General features: G+C 65.9%; 17 protein-coding genes. 9 read left to right on the forward strand and 8 right to left on the reverse strand.

What is annotated here, in order from left to right; all coding sequences use genetic code 11:
• Positions 1-9: 9 nt before the first annotated feature.
• From OU995_RS18995 to OU995_RS19030, 8 genes are all read right to left on the reverse strand, one after another.
• Positions 10-4,755, reverse strand: coding sequence for a type I polyketide synthase (locus OU995_RS18995; RefSeq protein WP_267831593.1), 4,746 nt, complete (start codon positions 4,753-4,755; stop codon positions 10-12).
• Complete coding sequence (locus OU995_RS19000; RefSeq protein WP_267831594.1) at positions 4,755-10,496, reverse strand: non-ribosomal peptide synthetase; 5,742 nt, start codon at positions 10,494-10,496, stop codon at positions 4,755-4,757. Before OU995_RS19000 ends, OU995_RS18995 begins: the two co-directional genes overlap by 1 nt.
• A gap of 26 nt (positions 10,497-10,522) precedes the next feature.
• Positions 10,523-11,509: a TauD/TfdA family dioxygenase gene (locus tag OU995_RS19005; RefSeq protein ID WP_267831596.1), complete on the reverse strand. Its 987-nt coding sequence runs from the start codon at positions 11,507-11,509 to the stop codon at positions 10,523-10,525.
• A gap of 29 nt (positions 11,510-11,538) precedes the next feature.
• A complete protein-coding gene (locus tag OU995_RS19010) occupies positions 11,539-12,294 on the reverse strand; it encodes a thioesterase II family protein (protein WP_267831597.1) in 756 nt (251 codons plus the stop codon).
• 5 nt (positions 12,295-12,299) lie between these two features.
• Positions 12,300-12,557 carry an MbtH family protein gene (locus tag OU995_RS19015; RefSeq protein ID WP_267831598.1) on the reverse strand — a complete coding sequence of 86 codons (258 nt, stop codon included), beginning with the start codon at positions 12,555-12,557 and terminating at the stop codon, positions 12,300-12,302.
• A gap of 163 nt (positions 12,558-12,720) precedes the next feature.
• A complete protein-coding gene (locus OU995_RS19020) occupies positions 12,721-13,002 on the reverse strand; it encodes a FecR/PupR family sigma factor regulator (RefSeq protein ID WP_267831599.1) in 282 nt (93 codons plus the stop codon).
• 237 nt (positions 13,003-13,239) lie between these two features.
• Positions 13,240-13,785 (reverse strand): sigma-70 family RNA polymerase sigma factor, encoded by a 546-nt coding sequence (locus tag OU995_RS19025; protein WP_267831600.1) that lies wholly within the window; start codon positions 13,783-13,785, stop codon positions 13,240-13,242.
• Between the two features lie 253 nt (positions 13,786-14,038).
• Positions 14,039-15,313 (reverse strand): MFS transporter, encoded by a 1,275-nt coding sequence (locus OU995_RS19030; RefSeq protein ID WP_267831601.1) that lies wholly within the window; start codon positions 15,311-15,313, stop codon positions 14,039-14,041.
• Positions 15,314-15,466: 153 nt separating this feature from the next.
• Here OU995_RS19030 and OU995_RS19035 point away from each other — a divergent pair, with 153 nt between their 5' ends.
• The 9 genes from OU995_RS19035 to dcd all read left to right on the forward strand — a co-directional run bounded on the left by OU995_RS19035 (position 15,467) and on the right by dcd (position 23,111).
• The gene (locus OU995_RS19035; protein ID WP_267831602.1) at positions 15,467-16,261 is read left to right on the forward strand and encodes a phosphodiesterase; all 795 of its coding nucleotides are present in this window, start codon (positions 15,467-15,469) and stop codon (positions 16,259-16,261) included.
• Between the two features lie 124 nt (positions 16,262-16,385).
• The gene (locus OU995_RS19040) at positions 16,386-17,513 is read left to right on the forward strand and encodes a DUF6001 family protein (RefSeq protein WP_267831603.1); all 1,128 of its coding nucleotides are present in this window, start codon (positions 16,386-16,388) and stop codon (positions 17,511-17,513) included.
• Positions 17,500-18,042 (forward strand): DUF6031 family protein, encoded by a 543-nt coding sequence (locus OU995_RS19045; protein ID WP_267831605.1) that lies wholly within the window; start codon positions 17,500-17,502, stop codon positions 18,040-18,042. Before OU995_RS19040 ends, OU995_RS19045 begins: the two co-directional genes overlap by 14 nt.
• Entirely contained in the window at positions 18,039-19,367 is a 1,329-nt protein-coding gene (locus OU995_RS19050) for an aspartate aminotransferase family protein (protein ID WP_267831606.1), read from the forward strand. The genes OU995_RS19045 and OU995_RS19050 overlap by 4 nt, the downstream gene beginning before the upstream one ends.
• On the forward strand, positions 19,360-19,818 hold the full coding sequence (locus tag OU995_RS19055) for a type II toxin-antitoxin system RatA family toxin (protein WP_267831607.1): 459 nt from the start codon (positions 19,360-19,362) through the stop codon (positions 19,816-19,818). The genes OU995_RS19050 and OU995_RS19055 overlap by 8 nt, the downstream gene beginning before the upstream one ends.
• The gene (locus OU995_RS19060) at positions 19,815-20,930 is read left to right on the forward strand and encodes an SDR family oxidoreductase (protein ID WP_267831608.1); all 1,116 of its coding nucleotides are present in this window, start codon (positions 19,815-19,817) and stop codon (positions 20,928-20,930) included. The genes OU995_RS19055 and OU995_RS19060 overlap by 4 nt, the downstream gene beginning before the upstream one ends.
• The gene (locus OU995_RS19065; RefSeq protein WP_267831609.1) at positions 20,927-21,907 is read left to right on the forward strand and encodes a fatty acid desaturase family protein; all 981 of its coding nucleotides are present in this window, start codon (positions 20,927-20,929) and stop codon (positions 21,905-21,907) included. The genes OU995_RS19060 and OU995_RS19065 overlap by 4 nt, the downstream gene beginning before the upstream one ends.
• Positions 21,904-22,422, forward strand: a complete 519-nt coding sequence (locus OU995_RS19070; RefSeq protein ID WP_267831610.1) for a dCTP deaminase — start codon at positions 21,904-21,906, stop codon at positions 22,420-22,422. Before OU995_RS19065 ends, OU995_RS19070 begins: the two co-directional genes overlap by 4 nt.
• Complete coding sequence (gene dcd / locus OU995_RS19075) at positions 22,419-23,111, forward strand: dCTP deaminase (RefSeq protein WP_267831611.1); 693 nt, start codon at positions 22,419-22,421, stop codon at positions 23,109-23,111. Before OU995_RS19070 ends, dcd begins: the two co-directional genes overlap by 4 nt.
• The last annotated feature ends 5 nt before the right edge of the window (positions 23,112-23,116 follow it).

Here is a 23,116-nt window from a genome sequence, read left to right on the forward strand (position 1 = left end):
ATGCGAGGTTCAAGCGTGGTTGGGCGCCTCGTCGGCGCTGTCGTGTTCGATCTCGTCCAGCAGACGCCGCTCGATCTCCTGCGCCTGCTGGGCGATGGTGGGCGCGCGGAAGAAGTCCGCCGGGTGGAGGTCCACCCCATAGGTCTTGCGCACCCGCGACAGCAGCCGCACCGCCAGCAGTGAATCACCACCAAGATCAAACAGGCTGTCGTGGACGCCAATGGGACTGACGCCGGTCATGTCGCTCCACAGCGCCGCCAGGCCCTCTTCCAGCACCCCTTCGGCGGCCACATAAGCCGTGGGCAGGACCGGTCGGGGTTGGCCAGACGTGACCGCGCTGGCCGTGACCTGGTTTTCGAGGGCGGACAAAGCGCCCTGATCGAGGGGCGCGAGCCGTGGTGCGAAGGCGGTGGTCGACACCACCACATGCGCCAGGTCGGGTCGGGCCACGATGCGCTCGAAGGCCTGGATGCCACTGAGCTCGTCCAGCCCGATGCCGGCAGGCAGGTCCATGTCGACCGCAATGCCAACGTCTCGCCAGGCGTCCCAACTCACCGAGACCACCGGCAGCCCCGTGTCGCGGCGGGCAGCCACGGCCAGCGCGTCCATGAAGGCATTGGCGGACGCGTAGTCGCTGCGGTTGAGCCCACCGATCAGGCTGGCCACGGACGAACACAGCAGCACGAAGTCCAGCGGCTCGTGGGCGACGGCATCCAGCAGGTAACGGGTGCCCTCCCGCTTGGGGGCGAAAGCCGCCTCCACCTCGGCCCGCTGCCGCTCCCGAATGAGCCCGCGACCAGGATGGACCACCGCATGGATCACACCGCGAATCGGCCCCAGGCGGTGATGCACCTGTTCAACGGCGCCCTGCAGGTCCTGCTCCCGGGTCACATCGCCTTGCAGGCAGAGCACCTGGGTGCCCTGAGCCTCCAGTTCCATCAATTGGCGAAGCTGCCGACGCAGCACCGGAGACTGATCCTCAGCGTGGACGAGCTGCTGCCATTGGTCCCTGGGCGGAAGCGGTGTCCGGGACAGCAAGGCCAATCGGGCGTCCCACTGGCGCGCCAGATAACGGCTCAGCGCCAGTCCCACGCCCCCCAGGCCACCCGTGATGAGATAAACGCCGCCGCGGCGAAGACCGGTGGTTGGCGCGTTGACCGGCAGTTCGTAGGGCATGGCGGGGAGCGACGGCGGCGGCAACGGCTCGAAGCGGCGCACCCAGCGATGCTCCCCACGTAAGGCCACCAGCAGGTCGTCCCCCCGCTGCGCTTCATTCACCACTGCCGCCGCCAGTTGCCGCTCGGCGGCAGGAGCGGTGGGCAGAGGAACAAGGTCGACGACGCGGAGCTTGAGCTTCGGGTATTCCTGGGCGGCCACCTTCGCCAACCCCTTGAGCGTGGCTTTGGCAGGCCGTAAGGGTTCAATGCCAACCACGTTCTCCAGCCCCTCAGCCACCACTGTCAGCGCGGGTGGTTGATGCTCAGCCAGACCTGTGCGGTCCATCGCCTGGATCAAGGCCAGCAGGCTGAAGTAGGCGTCGTCGCCGGTGCCGGGTGATGAGCTGCCTCCCAGCCCCCAGAGATGAAACACCTGATCCAGCGGGCCATCGGCCTGCACGGCCTCCAACAGCGACTGGAGATCGGCCTTGTTGTCGGGCCGAACTTCGAAGCCGTCGGGCTCTGGATGCTTGAAGGCCGTCCCCGCGTATGCGGACACCGGCCTCAAGCCGCGAAGCCGAAGATCCGCCACCAGTGCCTGGACCAGCGTGCTGCCGGGATCCCCGAGCACCAGAGCCTGCGCCAGCGTCCGGGCCGAATCACCAAGCACTCGCACCTGTGCGGCCGGAGGCTCCTGAGCGGCAGACTGATGAACGAAGGGGGCCGCCAGCATGGGCCGATGGGCGTGGCGCAAGTCCTCACGCTCCCAACGCTGGTGATAGAGCTGGTCCGGCGCGGTCTGGACCTGCGGGGCGGTGCTGAGGGCCGGTCCATGGCCAGGGACCGCGGTGCGGGTGCGCCGCGCCGCTGCACCTGCATGGACCGCCGTCGATGGGTGCTGCGGCCCTTGCGCATCCACCCAATACCGTTGCCGCTGGAAGGGATAGGTCGGCAACGGCACTCTCCGCGCCGCTTGCCCATCGGCCCAGGCCGTCCAGTCGACATTCACTCCGGCCATCCACAGCCCGGCCACCGCTGTGGCCAGTTGCCGCTCATTCCGCTGGTGCTGCTGCGGATGCGACTGGCTCGACCAGCTACCGGCTGCAGTCTTGTGTTGAGGATGCTGGCGGGCCAGGCCCGTGAGGGTTTCACCGGGCCCCACTTCCAGCAGCACGCGGCCCGGGGTGCCGAACGCCTGGGCCAGCCCATCGGAGAAGCGCACCGTCCCACGCAGATGGCGGCCCCAATAGCTGGGGCTGCAGGCTTCTTCAGCGGTGATGGGCCGACCGGTCACGTTGGAGATGAACGGCCGCTGCGGGGCCTGACGCGGGACCGACGCCACCATCCGCTCCAGCGCCGCGACGATGGGGTCCACCAGCGATGAGTGCGAGGCCATGGCCACATGCAGCCGCCGTGGCAGCCCATGCGGTGCCAAGGCGGCTTCCGCCCGCTCAATAGCGTCCACCGGGCCCGCCAGCACACAGAGTTCCTCGCCGTTCACTGCGGCGAGATCGCAGCCATCCGCGAGGAAGTCCTGAAGTGCCTGCTCCCCCAAGGGCACCGCCGTCATCGCACCGCCCTTCACGGTCTGCATCAGCCGACCACGCTCGGCCACCACACGCAAGGCATCTTCCAGTGTGAAGACGCCTGCGATGCAAGCCGCGACGTATTCGCCGAGGCTGTGCCCAAGCATCAGCGTGGGTGTTACGCCCAGATGCATCCACCAGCGAGCCATGGCGTACTCCACCGCAAACAGCGCCGGCTGGGCCAGCGACATTTGTGAGAGCGTCTGGTTGGCCTGCGCCTCTTCTTCAGGAGGTGCGAGCAGCAACGGCCGGAGCTCCACCCCCTCGTTGCGTTCGAGCAGGCTGAGGCATTGATCGAGGTGCTGACGGAAACACGCGCTCCGCCGATACAAGGCGGCGCCCATGGCTGCATGCTGCGTGCCGCCGCCAGGGAACAGAAAGACCACCTCCGGGGCGCTGCCCGCCTTCATCGCCTTGACCGCAGGCACCGCTGCGGCGAGCAGGTCGGCCGCTCCCCCTGCGGCATCCGCCACCACGGCCGAGCGCCAGGCAAAGGCTTGCCGCCCTTGTTGCAAGGTATGGGCCACATCCACCAGCGACGCTCCCGGCTGCCCACGGAGATGCTCGGACAGTGCCCGCCGCTGCTGAGCCAGCGCCGCCTCACTGCGGGCCGATAGCGGCAGTACCGACCAGCCATCTGTCCCGGATGACGGCGCCGGCGCCGACGCTTCCTCCAGCACCACATGGACGTTTGTGCCACCGATGCCGAAGGCGCTCACCCCGGCGCGTCGGGGTTGGTCCCCGCGTGACCATGGCATCACCTGCGTATTCACACGGAATGGGCTGCCCTCAAAACGAATCGCGGGGTTGGGCCGCTCGAAATGCAGACTGGGCGGCAGGGTCCGATGCTTGAGGGCCAGCGCGGTCTTGATGAGCCCCGTGACACCGGCGGCGGCATCCAGGTGGCCCACATTCGTCTTGACGGAACCCAGCGCACACCATGGCGGGCCGGACGCGCCCCCCTCCCCGGCCGCAAAGGCCTCCGCCAGCGCCTCCACTTCAATGGGGTCCCCCAGCGTGGTGCCGGTGCCATGCGCCTCCACATACCCGATGCTTCGCGGCGACACCCCGGCGACCGACTGGGCGGCACGGATCACCGCTGCCTGCCCGCTGACGCTGGGGGCGGTGAAGGCCACTTTGTCCGCCCCATCATTGTTGGCGGCGCTCCCCTTGATCACGGCATGCACCGTATCTCCGTCACGCCAGGCGTCCTCCAGCCGTTTGAGGACCACCACGCCCGCTCCGCTCCCGACCACCGTTCCGGCAGCGGCGGCGTCAAAAGCGCGGCAACGGCCGTCGGGCGAAAGGATGGCGCCGGGCTGGTAGTGATAGCCATCTGTCTGCAGCAGATTCAGCGAGACTCCCCCCGCCAGCGCCATGTCGCACTCATGCCCGAGCAAGGCCTGCACCGCCGTGTGCACGGCAGCCAGCGAGGTGGAACACGCGGTTTGCACGGTGACGGCCGGTCCGCGGAGGTTCAGCTTGTAGGCCACCCGCGTACACAGGGCGTCGCCCACATTGCCGCTGAGCAGACCCAGCAGGTCGGCAATCTGTCCCCCTTGGGCGAGCCGGTCCGGGTCCAGCAGATGACGCATGAGGTAGACGCTGGCGCCCGAGCCCGCATAGACCCCCACACTGCCGGCATACCGCTGCGGGTCGTAGCCCGCGTGCTCCAGGGCCGACCAGGCACATTCCAGGAAGATGCGATGCTGGGGGTCCAGCATCTCTGCATCTCGCGGGGTGTAGGCAAAGAAGTCGGCGTCGAACAGGTCAACACCCTCAAAGGGCACGGCCGCCCTGACGTAATGCGGGTCGGCGAGCACGTCGTCCGGCACGCCGCGCTGGCGCAGTTCGTCCTCGGTGAAACGGCGCACCGACTCCACGCCGTCGCGGATGTTGCGCCAGAAGGTCTCCACATCCGGTGCATCCGGAAAGCGGCCGGCCATGCCAACGATGGCGATGTCCAGACCTGCATCGGCGGGAACGCCGGAGGCGTTGTGGTGGTCAGACATCAGGAAGTCCTTTCAGAAGCAGCCGTGGAGCGTTTGCGACGCAGCAGCGCATCGCGACGGCTGGATGCAGGGTTCTCGGGTGGCGGGGTGACCGGTGCTGCGTCCTGATGCAGCCGGCGCGCGAGTGACGCCACATTGGGATATTTGAAGAGGTCGACCAGCCGCAGTTGTGCTTGCAGGCGGTCTTCCAGCAAACGATGCAGGCGGATCATCAGGAGCGAATGCCCCCCGAGGTCGAAGAAGTTGTCGGTGCGGCCGACGTGCGCGACGCCCAGCACCTCCGCCAAAAGAGCCGCGACGGCTTGCTCCAGGTCCGTCAGCGACGGATCGGCCGCCAGTTCGGGATCAGCAGGCAGACCACCGGGCGCCTGCCCGGTTCCCGTGCTATCACCCGGGGCCGGCAACGCCGCACGGTCGACCTTGCCGTTGACGGTGACCGGCAAGGCCTCCAGAACCTGCAACACCGACGGCACCATGTAGTCCGGCAGCAGGTCGGCAAGTTGCGCCCGGAGCTGGTGGCCGTCCAGGTGATGACCCGGTTGCGCCGCCACGTAGCCGATCAGACGCGCACTGCTGCGGCTCCATCCGCCTTCGCTCACCCTGGAGCCACTCACCACGACGGCGGCCTGTCGCACGCCCGGCTGCGACAGCAGCGCCGCCTCGATCTCCCCGGGCTCGATGCGGAACCCGCGGATCTTGATCTGCTGGTCGGCGCGGCCTAAATACTCCAATTGCCCGTCGGCATTCCATCGCACCAGATCGCCAGTCCGGTAAAGCCGCCCGCCATGGGCATCGAAGGGATCGGCGACGAACCGATCCGCCGTCAGCGCCGGCCGGCCCAGGTAGCCGCGGGCCAGACCGCTGCCGCCCAGGTACAGCTCACCCACCTGCCCCGCCGGCAGCAGATTCAGCGACGGGTCCAGCACCAAGGCCTTGCGGTCACCGACCGGCCGCCCGATGGGCGCATACGGGGCCATGGGCAGAGGCGCTGAGCTGGAGGTCTTCCATAGCGTGGGCGTGACCACGGCTTCCGTCGGACCATAACCGTTGATGAAAACCTGGGCCGCCAGATGGTCCCGGGCCAGTGCCAGCCCCTCTCGAGGCATGGCCTCGCCACCAAACGAATAGAGATGCACCGGCGGAGCCGTGCCCTGGCTGGCAGCGGTGTGGGCCATTTCCTGCAGGTACACCGCGGGAAAGCCGGCATTGGTGACACCCTGCTGCTCCATGACGGCCAGGGTCTCCTTCGGTGACCAGAGCGCTGTCTCCCGCAGCACCAGGGACGCACCACAGCACAAAGCGGTGAACAGGCGCTCATGGGCCCCGTCGAAAGAGAACGACAGGAAGTGCAGTTCTCGGGAGCGCTGGTCCATCTCGTAGAGCTCTGCCGTCACCACGCAATGCATGGCGAACGGGCCGTGCGCCACGGCCACACCCTTCGGCACGCCGGTGGAGCCCGAGGTATAGATGATGTAGGCGAGGTTGTCCGGATGGACGTCAAGGTGCGGGGCCGTGGACGGAAGATCGGCGAGGTGCAATCGGTCCACCTCCAGCACGGGGATGGAGATCTCCGGCCGCCACCGAGGGTGCTCGCCGCTGACAGTGAGCAGCAGCCGCATGCCGCTGTCCTCGATCATCAGCCGCAGTCGATCGGCCGGATGTGCCGTGTCCAAAGGCACATAAGCGCCACCGGCTTTCAGCACCGCCAGCAGGCAGACCACCAGTCGCGGCGAGCGCTCAAGCGCCACACCGACGGTCACGTCGGGGCCCACGCCGCAGGCCCGGAGATGGTGCGCCAGTTGGTTGGCCTGACGATCCAGCTCGGCATAAGCCATCGTGGACTCACCGGCTGTGAGTGCCGGGGCTTGCGGCTGTGCGTGCGCCTGAGCGGCGAACCGGGCATGAACCGGCTGGAAGGGACACCAGCCGGGCACAGGCGTGGTGACCAACGAAGTTGCAGGCGAGGTTGAAGAAGCCGTGGCGGCCGCTGGAGCCCCCCAAGCCAGTAGCGCCCGGGTCTCCGAAGGAAGCAGCAGCGGCACATCCCGTACGCAGGTGTTCGGCGCCTCGGCAAGCGCCTGCAGCACCTGCTGCAAATGGCCGGCCAGGCGGTCCATGGTGGTCCGGTCAAACAGGCGCTCCGCCCAGATCCAGGTGCTGGTCACCTCGCCGGAAGACCGCTCGCGCGTCTCCAGCGTCAGTTCGAATTGGGCATGGGCCGGCGGCAGCGGAAGGTCCGTCACGGTCCAGCCGGTGGGACGCTGCAGCGGATCGTGACCCACGTTCAGGTGGTTGAAGACAATCTGGAACGGAGTTCGGGGCGCGCTGGTGGAACCGCTGGATCCCTCCCTCATCAAGCGATCCAGCGGAAGGTCCTGGTGATCCTGCGCCGCCAGCACCGTCCTCCGAACCGCTTGCACCACCTCACTCAAGGTGGAGGTCGGCGCCACCGTGGTCCGCAGCACCAAGGTGTTGACGAAGCAGCCAATCACCGACTGCAGCTGCGCCGATGCCCGGTTCGCAAAGGGCACCCCGATGCGGATGTCCGGGTCGGCGGTATAGCGCTGCAGCACGATGTTGAATCCCGCCAGCAGCACCATGAAGAGTGTGCTGTTGTGTTGGCCCGCCCGATGACGCAAGGCGGCCACCAGCGGTGCGGGCAGGTCCATCGTCAGGCTGGCGGTTCTCGAGAGCGGGCCCGGCTGGCGCGGCTGGTCGGGGGTCAACACCAGCGGCGGCAAGGGTTCTCCGGAGTCGCTTCGGACCTGGTGGCGCCAGAATGCCAGCAGCGTGTGGTCTCGCTGGGGATCATGACGCTCGTGACACCAAGCGGCGTAGTCCCCCCACTGGAGCGCCACAGGCGGCAAAGGCATTCCGGCATAGAGGGCCGCCCACTCGCCCAGCATCACTTGCAAGGACGTTCCGTCCGCCACGATGTGATGAACGATCAAGGCCAGCACATGCGGCCCATCGTTCACACGGATCAAGCACGCCCGGACCAGCGGCCCCTTGGCCAGATCAAACGGCACCTGGATCAGGTCGCTGATGCGCAAAAGCGCATCCTGCCGGGTCGATGCCGCGTGCAGCACCAGGGTGGGCATCACATCGCCCTCATCCATCACCCACTGCTCGACATTGCCATCCAGGCCGGGCCGGAACACCGTCCGCAGAGCCTCATGCCTCGCTACCAGCGACGCGAAGGCAGCGTCCAGCCGCTGCGCATCCACCTCACCGTTGATCTGCAGCACGCAGGGAATGTGATAGGCGCTGCTGGTGGGGTCCACCCGCCAGAGGAAATACTGTTGCTGCTGGGACGGGGTCAAGGGCACTGGACCCAACCGCAGTTCGGCAGGCATGGGGGCAACACGCGTGGCCGGGACGGCCGCTGCGGGGTGGCTGACGGGGTGGCTGCTGGTGGTGGGGTGGCCGACGCCGTCCATGCTGTCGACGCCACGAGTGCCGCTAGGAGTGCCGCCACCATTCGCGCCAATAGCTCCAATAGCACCAATCGCACCAATCGCAGGGGTGCCGCTCGTTCCGCCCGTGTGGCGGGTGCCGTGAGTGGCAAGCACAGCGTCCAAAGCATCCGCCTGCGCCTGGAGCCGCATGGCATCGAAGAGCTGGGCGGTCGGAAGGTCCACCCCCCATCGCTCGCGGATGCGCTGCGCCAGTTGCACGGCGAGCAGCGAATGGCCGCCCAGGGTGAAGAAATGCGCATCCGGGCCGAGGGCCCGAGCATCCGACCGTGGCAGCAATTCTCGCCACAGCGCTGAGAGCGCCTCGGCCGTGGGGCTCAAGGGCGGCTCGGCTGGTGATGCGCCCATGGCCATGGACGACGCCGACCAACGGCCCAGTTCCATCCACGCATAAGCATCCAGCGAGCGGTCCATCCAACCCAGGCGGCAAGCCGCACGCTGCAATTTCCCGCTGGAGGTCTTGGGCAACCCGCCCGGGTTGAGCAAGGCAATCACCGACGGGGCCTGTCCGGCCACACCACTCACCACTTCACCAAGCAGATCGGAGAGCGCCTGCGGCGTCACCAGCTTCTGCAGACCTCGGGAGACTTCAGCAGCAATGCCGATGCCCTCCTCGCCGTTCACCGTCACCGGGAAGGCGGCCACCCTTCCCTTGCGTACGGCTTCCACGTCCGCTTCGATGGCTCGCTCCAGGTCCTGCGGGTAGACGTTGTGCCCCCGCAGAATGATCATGTCCTTGAGACGGCCTGCCACATAGAGCTGGCCTTCATGCAGAAAGCCCAGATCCCCGGTGCGCAGCCAACGCTGAGCGTTCTGCATTACAAAGGTCTCTTCCGAAGCATCCGGACGCTGCCAATAGCCGGAGGCCAGGCTCGGCCCCGACGCCCAGATCTCACCGATGCGCCCGGCTTCTTCCCGCTTTCCGGTGCTTGGGTTGACGATCTGCACCTCGTGATGGCGGGGCGGCCGACCGCAGGCGACCAGCAGTGCGCCGCGCTCGTTCGAACCGTCGGCGGTTGCTTCGTCCGCGTCGGCAGCGCTTCGTTCCGTCCGTTCCGCCCGTCCAAGGGCCAATGCCCTTGCATCAAAGCGATGCGCCACCAACCCATCACCCCGTACACCTCCCGTGACAAACAGCGTGGCCTCGGCCAGCCCGTAGCAGGGATACAGCGCATCGGCGGTCAATCCGGCGGCCACAAAGCGCTCTTTGAAGGCCGTCAGCGTGTCATACCGCACCGGTTCCGCCCCCGAAAACGCAACGCGCCAGCTGGACAGATCCAAGGTGGCCAATTGCGTGTCCCGAACCCGGTCGACACACAGCCGGTAGGCAAAATCAGGCCCGCCACTGATCGTTCCCCGATAGCGGCTGATCGCCTGCAGCCAGCGCACCGGACGTTCCAGCATCAACCGGGTAGGCATCAGCACCAGCGGGATGCCGCGGTGCAAGGGCTGCAACATGCCGCCGATGAGGCCCATGTCATGGAACAGCGGCAGCCAGGTGACGAACACGTCCTGCGGCCCCACGCCCAGGCCTTCCTCGATGGCGCGCTCGTTGGCCATCAGGCTGGCATGGCTCACCATCACACCCTTGGGTGAGGAAGTGGAGCCGGAGGTGTATTGCAGGAAGGCGATGTCATCGGCGGCGGGCCGATGCGGACGCCATTCGCCGGCAAGCCGATCCCCAGGCGCATCCCCAGGTTCGCGGGGCACCGACTCCATCGTCACCACGGTGACACCCGTGAGCTCCTGCAGCACCGCACTGAACTGATCCGCCACCGCCTGCAGGGTCAACAGGCAGCGGGGCTGGGCATCCGCCACCATGCCGCGCAGACGGGCCAGATGTTGAGGCCGTGTGGTCTCCGGCGGGAACGCGGGAACCGCAATCAGGCCGGCATACAGGCAGGCCAGGAAGGAAACGACGTAATGCTCGCTGTTTTCCAGCAGGATCAGCGCACGGTCTCCCTGCGCGAAATGCTGCTGCAGCACGGCCGCCAGCGCCCGCACCCGATGGGCCAATTCACCATAGCTGAGGGGCAGGTCGGCCTGACCGTCTTCCAGGTCCCCCACGGCCACCAGGGCCAGGTCTTGCGGACGTGTGGCGGCCAGCCCCTCCAGATGGGACACAAAATCGACTGGCGGCGGTGCGGCAGGGGTGGCGTCGTCGGAATGCGGTGCAGGCCGCGTGGTTTCGCGGACAGTCCCGCCGACAGTCCCAGTGTCGGTCCCGGTGTCGGTCCAAGGGTGCTTCTGATGGGCCATGTTCATCTTCCATCCATTCCAGACGGCCGCATTCAGAAGCGACCCAGATTGCTGTGGGCCTCCGCCATGGCCACGATGACCTTGCGGGGGCCGCGGAACGGTGCGCGGCCATGGGCGGCCAGCATGTTGTCCAGCATCAGCACATCGCCGGCCTGCCAGCGAAAGAACACCGACTCCGCGTCCAGCACCGCGCGGATCTCATCAAACACGGCATCCGGAATCACCGAGCCATCTGCAAAGAAGGTGTTGCGCGGCAGGTTCTCCGCACCCAGCAGGTCCTCCAGCGATTCGCGCACCTCGGGCTGCAGGTTGGAGCAGTGAAACAGATGCGCCTGGTTGAACCACACGGTGTCGCCGGTCACAGGGTGGACCTCGATGGCCTGGCAGTGCTGGGTGGTGCGCAGCGTGCCGTCCGCCTTCCATTCCCAACGAATGCCGGCGTGTTGGCAGAACCGTTCCACCTCTGACCGCTGGTCCGTGTTGAAGACCTTCTGCCAGGGAACATCAAAGTCGCCGTAGTTGCGCACATAGAGGATGCCGGGGGCAAAACGCTCCCGGATGTGCGCCGGCATGCGGCGGTAAACGGCCCGACTGTCGGCAATCGGCGTCTCACCGCCCTCTGGCGAGGCCGTCATGCAATGGAACCAGATCTTCATCGGCCATTCGCGGGTGTAGGCCTGCTCGTTGTGCAACGGAATCCACTGGTGGGCCGGGTATTCCGTCGAGGTGTAGACCCCGCTGCCACCGCTGCCCACCTCCGTGCGGGGTGTCGACCCAAATTCGTAACTCAACAGCGGGTGGCCAAAGCCCGCCGCAAAGGCGCGGAAGGCAGCCGCATCCGGCACCTGAAAGCCGCGCAGCAACACACCGCCCACGCTGCGCAGCAAGGCCTCGATCTGCGCGCGCAGCCTCGGCAATGCCTCGTTCAAGGGTTCGTCCAAGCGGTCGGGTTCGATCAGCGCCGGCAGCACCGATCCCTCCGGCGCACGGCGTTCCAGCCCTGCGATTCCTGCAGTCATGCAAAACGTCCTTCTTGAGAGCCAGGCTTTCAGGCCGTGGCAACGCTTGCGCTGTCCGGCAGTGTGAGCAGCGCCCGGAGCTCCCGCTCCAGCACCGTCAACACCGCCGGCTCCTGCTGGCGAATGAAAAAGTGGCCGCCGTCAAACCAGTTCATGGCAAAACTGGCGGCGGTTTCCTGTGCCCAGGCCTGGAGATGGGCAGGGGGAATATCGTCAGCACGTCCGCCCAAGGCATGGATGGGCAGGGGCAACGGGCCCGACGGAACTGACGAGACGCCGTGTCGGTAGCTGGCGCAGACGCGGTAGTCGGCCGCGAGCGTGTCCAGCGTCATGCGCAGCAGCTCCGGGCTTTGGAATAGCTCCTCCGGCGTACCACCTTGGCGACGCAGGTCGGTGATCAGGGCCGTGTCTGTCAGCCCACCGGCAAATCGAGTGACGTCGCGCAACGCAGGCGCGGCGCTGCCGCAAACGAACAAGGCTTGTGGCAGCGGGCGGTTCCAACGGCGCTGCGCCTGGGCTAGTCCGTAAGCCAGCAAGGCACCCATCGAGTGGCCCAGCAGCACGTACCGTCCCTGCAGGTCCTGCGAATGGCGTTCGACGAGCTGGCCCACCAGCGTCTGGAAGTCCTCAACAAAAGGCTCGCCATGGCGCGTCCCCCGGCCTGGCAACTCCAGCGGAACGAGCCGCACGCCGGTCGGCAGGCTTCGTCGCCAGCGCAGATACATGGTGGCACTGGCGCCTGCGCAGGGCAGCGTCAGCAGATTCACGGTCGGTGCCGCAGCCATGGCGCTCACGCGATGGGGGTGTCACTGCCCGCTGCGCTGCCGGCGGCCTGCGCTTGCATCCACTGCCTCAGCGACAGCGGTCGCATGTCCGTCCACGCCTGGTCCACGAAGTCGGTGACCGTCTTCTTGTCACCCTTGATGCCTTCCACGGCGGTCCAGCCACCGGGAATGGCCTTCCACTCGGGCCAGATCGAATACTGCTCCTCATGGTTGATGAGGACGATGAAGACTTCGCCTTCGCGATCGAAACAACTGCTGGACATGGCACTCCCCGGCCGGTTGACGGGGCCTGAGCTCCAGCATGCCCCAGGGACTGAGGCAGCATTGGACAGAGGCTCCCTGGCACAGCAGCAAGATCTCAACCGGCGGGTGCCGGGCGCTTGCGTGCTGCTCTGTTCAACCAGACGAATGAGCCGGGGAGGATGTTCAGCGATCTTCCTCGCCGTCCCCAGTGGCACCCCGAGTGCCGTGGAAGGCTTTACGCAACGCCTCAATATCCAGAGGGACGTCAGGGTCCGGGTCCACGAACCGGGTGGGCACCAGGCTGGCCTCGGCCCACACGCGGCAGACTTCGTCGAAGCGCTGCTGATGCAAGGGGTCCGCCCGCAGCCAGGCCCGGAATTCGGCGCGCTCGACGTCGGTCCACGGGCCGTCCTGCTCCCGCTGCCGCCATTGCCAGGCGGTGCGCCAGAGGAGATCGCCGGTCATGGCTGCGACTCCCGCACCGCCACGCTGACGGTGGCGCAGGCGCCCCGCCCCCCTGCAGAGGGGTCAGCAAGCAAGAGGAAAAGGAAGGGACTCACAGAGCCAGAAATTCCGGTGTCAGGACCTCGTGATGGTACCTGCAGCCAAGCCTTGCCCATTAGTCGCCGCTCCCCGTTGCTGATGAGAGGCGCACCCCACTGGCCCGCCCCGCATCCCAGACGTCTGACAGGGGCCCGGTGTTCAATCCCACGCCATCAGGTGGCGGTGCCGGTAAAGCACTTCCGACGCTTCGGCAATCAAGGCATTCACCAAGCCGACGGACACCGCCAGCGTCTTGCTGATGTCGCGCTGGGTCATGCCGCGCACGATGTACATCTCGTAGGCAATACGGGTGCGCGTGGGCACGTCGCTCAGGGCCTTGTGGAGGATGACCAGGTTCTGACGGCGCATGGCGTGCAGGTCCGGCTGACCATAGGTGGCCTGGGCGTACTGCCCCTCCTCTTCTTCGCCGAGAAGTCCGGCCTCGAAGGACTGGCGACGCAGATGGTCACGCGCCATGTTCCGCACGATCTGCCCACAGTACGCCAGCGGCTGGTGGACCACCAAAGCGGTCTGGGCGCTCAGCAGCTTGAGATAGGCATCCTGCAGCACATCGTCCGCCCCCTGCGCGTTCTGGACAATCGCAAGCGCAATCCGGCGCAGGCGCGAGCGGTGCGTCACAAAGATTTCGGTGAGATCGCAGGTCTCCTCTGCCACCTCCACCCCCTTGTCGTCTGGGTAAGACATCCCTGAAGTCCCTTCACTGATTCCCGCTTTTGTCTGCCTAATAGGAATCATTCTCATTATGTAGCAGAGTTGGGGCTTCAGAGCACTTTTAACTTTGGTGACGCAGGGTTAATACGGTGATCATCACAAGCACCCATGGAGCGAGCGGCATGGCGGCTCCGCCCGGCCGGCAGGGTGGTGCTCTTCGTGGCGTGGTTCAAGGCGTCATCCGGCTTCACAGGCCGTGGGCCTTCACCCCCACGCTGGCACCCCGTCATCGCGGGGCGATGGACCGGGCCTCTGTCTTCACGCCCGCAAGATGGCGGGGCGGAATTCCCAGCAGCAAGCGCGCCACCAGCGCACAGAGCAAGCTCCCAAGCGTCAGTCCCAGCGCGGTGCCGTCCGCGTGCTGGCCGATCACCAGCCCCACCAACCCACCCCCGATACTGGTCAACGCGCCCTGCACCGCCGCTGCTGTGCCGGCGCGTTCGCCCATGCCCGCCATCGCCACCGCCCCCAGGTTGGACAGCGCCAAACCGAAGCAGAACATCATGGGCACTTGAAAGACCAGAAAGACGCCCAGGGTTTCCCGCCCCCACCACGCCATGGCCGCATGCCCCAACGCCAACATCAAATAAGCATTCACTGCATGCCCGGCCGTCACGCTGGCACCCCATCGCGTGACCAGGCGCTGATTGACGACCGCCGCAATCGCGACCGACACGGCAACACCGCCGAATACGAGAGGAAACAGGGACGGTACCCCGAAGCCATGAGCAATCAACGGCTGGCAACAATTGATGAGCCCATACAGCCCGCCCAGCAATGCAGTCATCGCGGCGGTATGCACCACAAACGGACGATCTGCCGCAATCGCGGCCAGATGACGCCGCACCGCTGCGGCCTGCACCCGCTGCCGTCGCTCGGCAGGCAAGGACTCGGGGAGCCGGCACGCCACCCATACCCACACCACCGCGCCGCAGCCTGCAATGAAGCCAAACACGCCACGCCATGACACCATGGCCAAAAGGCCCTGACCCACGGCCGGCGCCAATACCGGCACGGCCACAAATGCCGCAAAGGCCAGTGAGAGGATTCGAGACAGAATCGGCCCGCTGTAGCGGTCGCGCGCCACTGCCAGGGCCAGCACACTACAGGCCCCGCCCGCCCCCTGCATAAGGCGCAGAAGCACCAGCAGCGGCCAGCTCGAAGTCATCGCGATCAACGCCGAACCCACCACGTACACAGCCAGCCCGCCCAGGATCAATCGGCGCCGGCCGACATGGTCGGACACCATGCCAAAGAATGGCAGCGCGACCCCATATCCCAGGACATAACCGCCCACAACCCACGTCAATCGTGTGGCAGGATGCACCCCAAGCGCCACGCCCATGGCTGGCAGTGCCCCGAGCATCGTGTCGATCGCCAATGCATTCACCGACATCAGCGCTGCCACGATGCCCACCAGCTCGCGCAAGGACGGCTCTGGCACGCACATGCGCTGCAGATGCGATGAATGACGGGGCTGGGGCGAATCTTCAACGGCCATGAGGCACAAGCATCCCGACGCGGTTGAACTGCGCCTATACGCCGTTCGGCGTATTGAATGGCAGGCCCTGCACCAACACATTAGACCCATCAAAACGGCGTCACATTGAACGCCGCCCCTCGCGTAGTGCGCTTCGGCGCCGGGAGTATGCGAATGCTGATAGGGCAGTTGTCGGATCCACACGTCCGTCCTCAGGGCGTGCTGTATCAAGGAGTCGTGGACTCCAATCAGGCGCTCATCGACGCCATTGACCATCTGCTGGCCATCGACCGGCAGCCCGATGTGGTCGTGGTGACCGGCGATATCGTCGATGAAGGACGCCCCGAGGAATACGCCATGGCGCGGGAGCTGTTGTCCCGGTTGCCCATGCCTTACCTGGTGATTCCCGGCAATCATGACCACCGGGAGAACTTCCGTGCCGCGTTTGCCGACCACACCTATCTACCGGCTTCGGGTGCGCTTCACTACTGTGTGGATGAATACCCCGTCCGCCTGATCGGCCTGGATTCATGCGTCCCGGGCCTGCACCACGGACACATCGATGAACAGGGGTTGAACTGGCTGGAAGACGTATTGGCCGGCAACCCGACCAAGCCCACGCTGGTGATGTTGCATCACCCGCCGTTTGTCTGTGGCATTCCCTACATGGACGAATACCGCTACATCAACCCCGGGCCTCTGGCTTCCGTGCTGGCCCGTCACAACAACATCGAACTGGTGCTGTGCGGCCACGTGCATCGGTCCATGCTGCGCCGCTGGGCCGGCACGGTGGTCTGCGCCTGCCCAAGCACCGTCACTGAGATCGACCTCCAACTGCAGCCAAGCGCCAAGCCCAGCAGCCATGCCGGGCCTCGGGGCTGCATGTTGCATCTGTGGGATCAGCAGCTTGGCATGCTGAGTCACACCAGTCTGATGGGGGCATGGGCGGGGCCTTACCCCTTCGCCTGAGCGGCTTCCCAAGCCCCGACGCACCCGACCTCCGGTTGTTCAAGGTTGCGGACACCTCCGCTGGCGGAGCCATGTCCAACCCAGTGAGTGGCTGGTTCAAGGCTTCGCCTCAACAGGACTCGATGTGGACTATCCGAATTTTCTGCGCAGCAATGTAGAGGCCTTTCTGGCAGGACGCGGCATCGCCTTCAACGAGCTGCGCCAGTTGGCCAGCCGCCAAGGGTTTGGCGATGCCCGGCTGCTGCTCACCAGTTCACCGGTACACGGCATCGCCACGCCCACCAGCGACATCGACCTGATCTGCCTCTGCCAGGGTCCGGTGAGCACTGGGCAGATGGCCACCCAGATTCATCACGACGGCCACCATGTGGAGGTGCTGCCCTTCGCCGCTGCTGATGTGCAGGCCGCTTTTATGGCCTGGGGAACCCTGGCCAACGGCGCGCTGCACCGACGCCTGAAGGGCTACCAGGACTGGGACCAGCACCACGCCCTGCGGCTCAAGTATCTGGAGCGCCTGGTGTATGGGGTTACGGCCGAAGGAGACGCACCGTTCCTGGTGCACCAGGATGAAACGGCTCGCATCGTCGCGGCGAACGAATTCGACACGCTCCATCAGAACCTGATCTGTGCCTGTTTATCCACCCGCGCGGGTGAGCCCGATGCGGCGCAAGCCTACCTGCTGAATGGCGCTCTGGCGGCCATGAATCTGCTGCTCTCACAAGCGGGTTGGGTACTCTCCAATCGCAAATGGACCCTGCGCCGGTGGCAGATGGTGGCGGAGCTTGCTCCCGGTCTGATTGACGCAGGCTTGTACCGGGACATCTCCGCCCTTTGGATGCAGGTGCAGTCGGCACACAGCGGCGTGGAGCACTCCGCCGGACCCATCTCCCACGGAGCGCCCTCCGACCGACTGGGCGCGCTGGCTCGCATTCACCGTCAGCTTCTCCAGCTGGTGAACGACGCAGACCCGACCATCACGAACAACACGTTGACGCTCACGCCTGCGGCGCGCGCCTGCAAGCACACCATGATGGACACGCAGGCCGCTTATCTGCATGACCCGCAGGGCGGATCCCGGCTCGAATCCATCGCCGCCCTGCCCTCGCTCCCATCAGACATCAACGGCTTGGACCATCTTCCCCCGGCGACCGCTGCACGCGTGCTGCGAGGCCTCCGGTCCGGTGAATGGCATTGCTCGCTCAGCACGCTGCTGGGCTCGGCCGCAGAGGAGATCGCCGATGTCGCCGCATGATCAACCACCGGTGCGATGGTTTCCACGCCTGAACGCCGGCTACCTGCAGCCTGCCCAGTCGCAAGTCCGCAGCACCATCACCGCCGCCTGGCTGCTGATGACCGAGTTGTATGCCTATCTGGAAGACCTCGAAGGCGCCCGCGGACGGCCCGAAGTCGGTGGGCTGGTGCGCATCAAGCTGGCGGAGCTGCTGCTGCAGGTCGACTGTGTGTTGTCCGGTGCGAGGCTTCCGGACGAGCTGCATCGCCTCCCCATGTTGATGGCCTATGGCCTGGGCGACGTTGCCGCGCTGGATGGCCCGGCAGTGATTGAGCGCCTGGGGCTTCGCCGGCCGATGGACGACGCGGAATGTGCATTCCTCACTCGCCAGATGCATGACCTGATCGATGCGTTCCCCCTCCACCTGGTGGATGGATTGAAGCCGGAGCATCAGAGCCACTTGCTCCGTTTCCTGAGGTCCGCCAACAAGGCCTGTGGACAGGTGGGCTGCGATGCCGGCTTCCTGGCCCCATTGATGCGCTCATTATGAACACCCTGACCTCCACTTCCCTGCCCGACGCAAGCGCGGCAACCGAGAAGGCCCGCAGCGCGTTTGCGGACCGCTATGGCAGCGTGTTCGGCCGCCAGCAGGGACTGATGCTGAAGATGGCCGGACTGGCAAGCGCCGAATGTGGTGCCTCCGGCCCATGGGTGGTCGACAGCACCCACCGCCGCTGGCTGGACTTCGGATCTTTTGGTGTGCATCTGCTGGGGCACCGCCATCCCGAGGTGGTGCGGGCGCTGATGGAACAGGTGCAGCAGCTCGGTCTCTCCACCAAGATCCTGGCCAACGAGCCGATCGTGCGGGCCGCCGAGCGGCTGCGGCAGCTCGCCCGGCAGGTGCATGAACAGATGGACCACCGGCTGCAGGCCCTGGGGGCGCCACCGGACAACGTGATCTTCGCCAACAGCGGCGCGGAGGCCGTGGAGGCGGGTTTGAAGCTGGCCCGTATTGCCACCGGCCGGCGGCGCATTCTGGCCTTCCGACATGCCTATCACGGCCGGACGGCCGGTGCGTTGAGCGTCAGCCATGGATACCTGCACCATGCGGGCCTGATGACCGACGGACAGGCCACGTTTGTGGAGGTCGGCGACCATGCGGCGGTCCACGCGGCCCTGTCCGGCGGCGAATTTGCTGCGGTCATCATCGAGCCGGTTCAGGGCGAAGGCGGCATCCGTCCAGTGGACCCGAGCTTTCTGGAATTCCTTCGATCCGAATCCCGCCGTCACGATGTACGGCTCCTGCTCGATGAAATCCAGACCGGCCTGGGGCGAGCCGGCTCCCTGTTGTGCCCGGTTCCTGCCGACATCCGGCTGCTGGGCAAGGTCCTGGGCGGAGGCATGTTCCCGGTCGCGGCCGCTCTGGTGGACACCACCCGTTTTGGCGCGGCTGCGCGCGACCCAGTGGTGCATGCCTCGTCATTCGCAGGCAGCGCGCTGGCCGGGGCGGTCATCAATGCCGTGCTCGACGTGGTCACCGCCGACAGCTTTCTCCCGCGCATCCGCCACCTGGAGCGGCTGTGCCGTGACCACCTGCTGGACCCCTTGCGTAGCCACGGTGCGATCAGTGCGGTGCGGGGCGACGGACTGATGCTTGGCCTGGAATTCAAGGAAGTGAGCCATGCCGGTGAACTGGTGATCGAAGCGGCCAAACGCGGTCTGCTGCTGGCCTTTTGCCTCACGGCGCCCCGTGTGATACGGCTCTATCCGCCCGCCACCATTGAAGACCACGACCTGATCGACGGCCTCGCCCGCCTGCGTGCCGGCGTGGACGCGCTCCCCTCTCTCAGCCAAGGAAGCCTCCAGCATGCCTGACGTCCATTCACTCCTGACCATCGGTCATGTCGACCGCGACCGGGTCTGGTCGGCCCTGTGCGACTTTGAGCGCTACCCCGAGTTCATGGCGGATGTGCTGGAGGTCACCGTGGAACGCCACTCCGCCCGGGAGATCGTCAGCCATTGGCGCGTGCTCCTGAACGGCAGCGAGCTGTCCTGGACCGAACGGGATGTGCTCACCGATGACCATCGCATCGTCTTTGAGCAGACCGATGGAGACCTGGAGGTCTGGGCCGGCCAATGGCGTCTGCTGGAGGATGCGGACGGGGCGTTGCGGGTTGAGCTAGAGGTCACCTTCGATCTGGGCATTCCTTCTCTTGCGGAGGTGCTGCACCCCATCGGAGAACGCGCCATCCGCGCCAACAGCCGGCAGATGCTGGAAGGAATACGCACGCGGGTGATCACCAACGAGACGGAGGCTTTGCGGTGAAGCTGCTCCTCAGCGGGGCCACCGGCACCTTGGGCGTGCCGCTGGTCCAGTCCCTGCTCACGGCCCATCCCGAACTCCGCATCCATGCCGTGCTGCGCTCCGAGCGAGCCTGGCTTGCGCTGCAGGAGACCCTGCCTCCAACGCTCCAGGCGCGTGTCCGTCCCCTACGGGTCGATCTCTCCGACGCTGCCAACGTGGCCGCGCTCGCGGAGGTGCTCCATGCGACTGAACGGGACAGCGCTCCCATGACCGGCCTCCATCTGGCCGCGGACGTGTCCTGGGACAAACCTTGCGAGGACATGGTGCAAGTCAATGTGGAAGGCTCCCGCAACTTCTGCCGCCTGCTCTGTGCCCTCTCGTCCCAACCCCGGATGCTCTACGTCTCCACGGCCTACACCCGGATGCATGACTGGCCCTATCGCAATGGCTATGAAGAGAGCAAGGCGCTTGCAGAGCGCACCATCCGCGCGGCGTTCGGCAGCCACATGCCCATGGCCACCTTCAGCTGCAGTCTGGTGGTGGGGGACAGTCGCGACGGCCAGATCGCGCGCTTCAACGGGCTCTATCCACTGATCAAGTTCCTGGCGCTGTTCCATCCGCCGTTTCTGGTGGGGCATCGGGACGGTCTGCTGGATATCGTTCCGGTCGACTGGGTGGTGAGAGAACTGGCGGCCCTCGTGGAGGACCTGCATGCCGGGCGCGCACCGGACGAGGTGGTGGCCGCCGCTGGGGCCACTCGTATCCGGTATGAAGCGGTGGTCCGTCTGATCGAAGCTCGGCTCAGCCACCATCGCGCGCAACACGGCTTGCCACCGGTGCCGGAGGTGCCCATCCTGCGCGACCGCCAATGGAGTTTCCTGAAGCGATCCTTGGCTGCCTGGCAGCCCCCGGGCCTGAGCAGCGGCGACTTCCGCTACTTTGAGCGGCTGCTGCAGGTGTATGGCACCTATGCCAGCAGTGACCGTGTACGTGCCCCGCTAAACGTGCGCACCCCCGCCCCCGATCCTCAGGACTTCCTGGGCCGCACGGTCGATTACTGGATCTCGCGACACCCACGGGCCCTGCGTGCGCGCGGCGTGGGCGCCACGGACGTGGTGGGGGAAGCGGCATGAGCGACACCGTCCACCACCCCGAGGGCGTCCATCACCGGCGTTTCCGGGTCGACCCGAGGCTGCACACGGACCTGCGCGGCCTGCGCCCCTGGATCTGCGCTGCACAGATCACCACGCAGTGGCTGGTCTGCAGCCTGGCCATTGCCACCGCAGAACATCTGCATCACTGGTACGTCACCCTTCCAGTGCTGATGGTGATCGCCACACGCCAGCATGCCCTGCTGGTGCTGATGCACGATGCGGCCCACGGACTCATCAGCCGGCGCCGCTGGCTCAATGACCTGATCGGCCATCTGCTGCTGTCCTTTCCGATGACGGTCAGCGTGGCCCGTTACCGCCGGCATCACCTGCTTCACCACCGTCATCTGAACCAGTCGCTGGACCCCGATCGGACTGATTCCATCCTGCCGGCCTCTCGGTCCGACTTCCTGCGCTTGCTGCTGCGCGACGTGACCGGTCTCACCACGCTGACCACGCTGCGTTCGGCGAATCACTTCGGCATGTTGGGCTTGTTCAGCGCCAACGCCCGGGGCAGTCTCCAGGACCGCCTGCTGGCCGTCTTCTTTCTGCTCGGTCTGGTGCTCACCTTGTGGGCGGGAGGCTGGGGATGGCAGTTCCTGTTGTACTGGATCGCTCCGATGCTGCTGTTTCTGCCGGCGTTGCTGAGGGTTCGGGGCATTGCCGAACATGGGGGACGGCTGGACCATCCGGCCGACCGCAACGCGCGAAGCATCCGGCCTGGATGGCTGGAACGCCTGGTATGGGCCCCCTGCCATATCCACCTGCACTGGGAGCATCACAGTTGCCCCGCCGTGCCCTCCTACAACCTGCCTCGGCTGTCTCGCCGACTGGTGGCGGCCTACCCCGCCAGCGAGGCTGCCCAGGCGCTGGACGGCTATTTTCTGGGGCGGCGCAGTCTGTTGAACGACCTGTTCCCACGCGCCGATCGTGCACGACCCGAGGGGGTTCGACCATGATGCTGACCGGCAGCGAAATCCACCGCATGGTGCATGCCGGCAAGGTGGTGATTGAACCGTTCAACGAGCAACAGCTCGAGCAGAACTCCTACGGCTGTCGCCTGGGAGCGGAACTGCTGGAGTACACCTCGTCGGACATCGATCCCCATGCCGGCCTGGAGGTGCGCACGCACCGTATTCCGGAAGAAGGTTTTGTGCTTCTGCCCAATCGCTTCTATCTGGGCACCACCGCAGAACGCATTGGCGGCATCAATTTCGCCAGCGAGTTGTATGCCAACGTCTCAGCGGCCGCCTGCGGCATGTTCATCCAGACCAGTGCCCCTCTGGGCCATACCGGCGCGGTCATCTGCTGGACGCTGGAGATCGTGGTGGCGCAGCCGCTGCGGGTCTACGCGGGCGCGCGCATCGCCAAAGTCTGCTTCTGGACCAATCTGGGCCAGGAGCGCAGCTATCAGGGCCGCTACGTGGGCTCCGATGGCGTTGTTCCCTCACGCATCATCATGGACACCAAATGATTCTGACCGGCGAGGAAATTTCCCATCGTGTGCAGACCGGCGAGATCGTCATCACGCCGTTCCTGCCCGAGAACGTCAATCCCAACAGCTACAACTTCCGGCTGCACAGCCATATGAAGGTGTATGAAGAGGGCGTCATCGACATCAAGGAAGAAAAGCCGACACAGGACATTCACATCGGCCCGGAGGGCATTGTGCTGGAGCCTATGCGTCTATACCTTGCCAGCACCATCGAGACCATGGGCAGCACCCATTTTGTGCCGACCTATGCGGCACGTTCGTCGATTGCGCGCCTGGGCATGTTCATCAACCTGAGCGCGTCCCTCGGGGACATCGGTTTCATCGGCCGCTGGACCATTCAGCTGCTGGCGGTCAATCGCATCAGGCTGTACGCCGGCATGAACATCGGGCAAATGATGTTCTGGAATGTTCAGGGCGACATCCGCCTGTATGAAGGCAAGTACCAGGGCGCGAAAGAAGCCTTCTCCTCCCGCATCTACATGGACTACGCCAAGGCAGCCGTAGCGGCTGCAGCGGCTGCAAAGGCGCAACAGGGTGCTGATGCGGAGCCCGCGCCCGAGGCCGCGCCGGAGCCCGTCACCGATGAGGCCCTCGATGCAGTGAGCCACACGGGGACCCATGCCATCAGCGACACCCGGATTGAACGACCCACGCTGCGTTGTGCCTGAGGAGT

The organism is Roseateles sp. SL47 (assembly GCF_026625885.1).
Lineage (GTDB): Bacteria > Pseudomonadota > Gammaproteobacteria > Burkholderiales > Burkholderiaceae_C > Roseateles.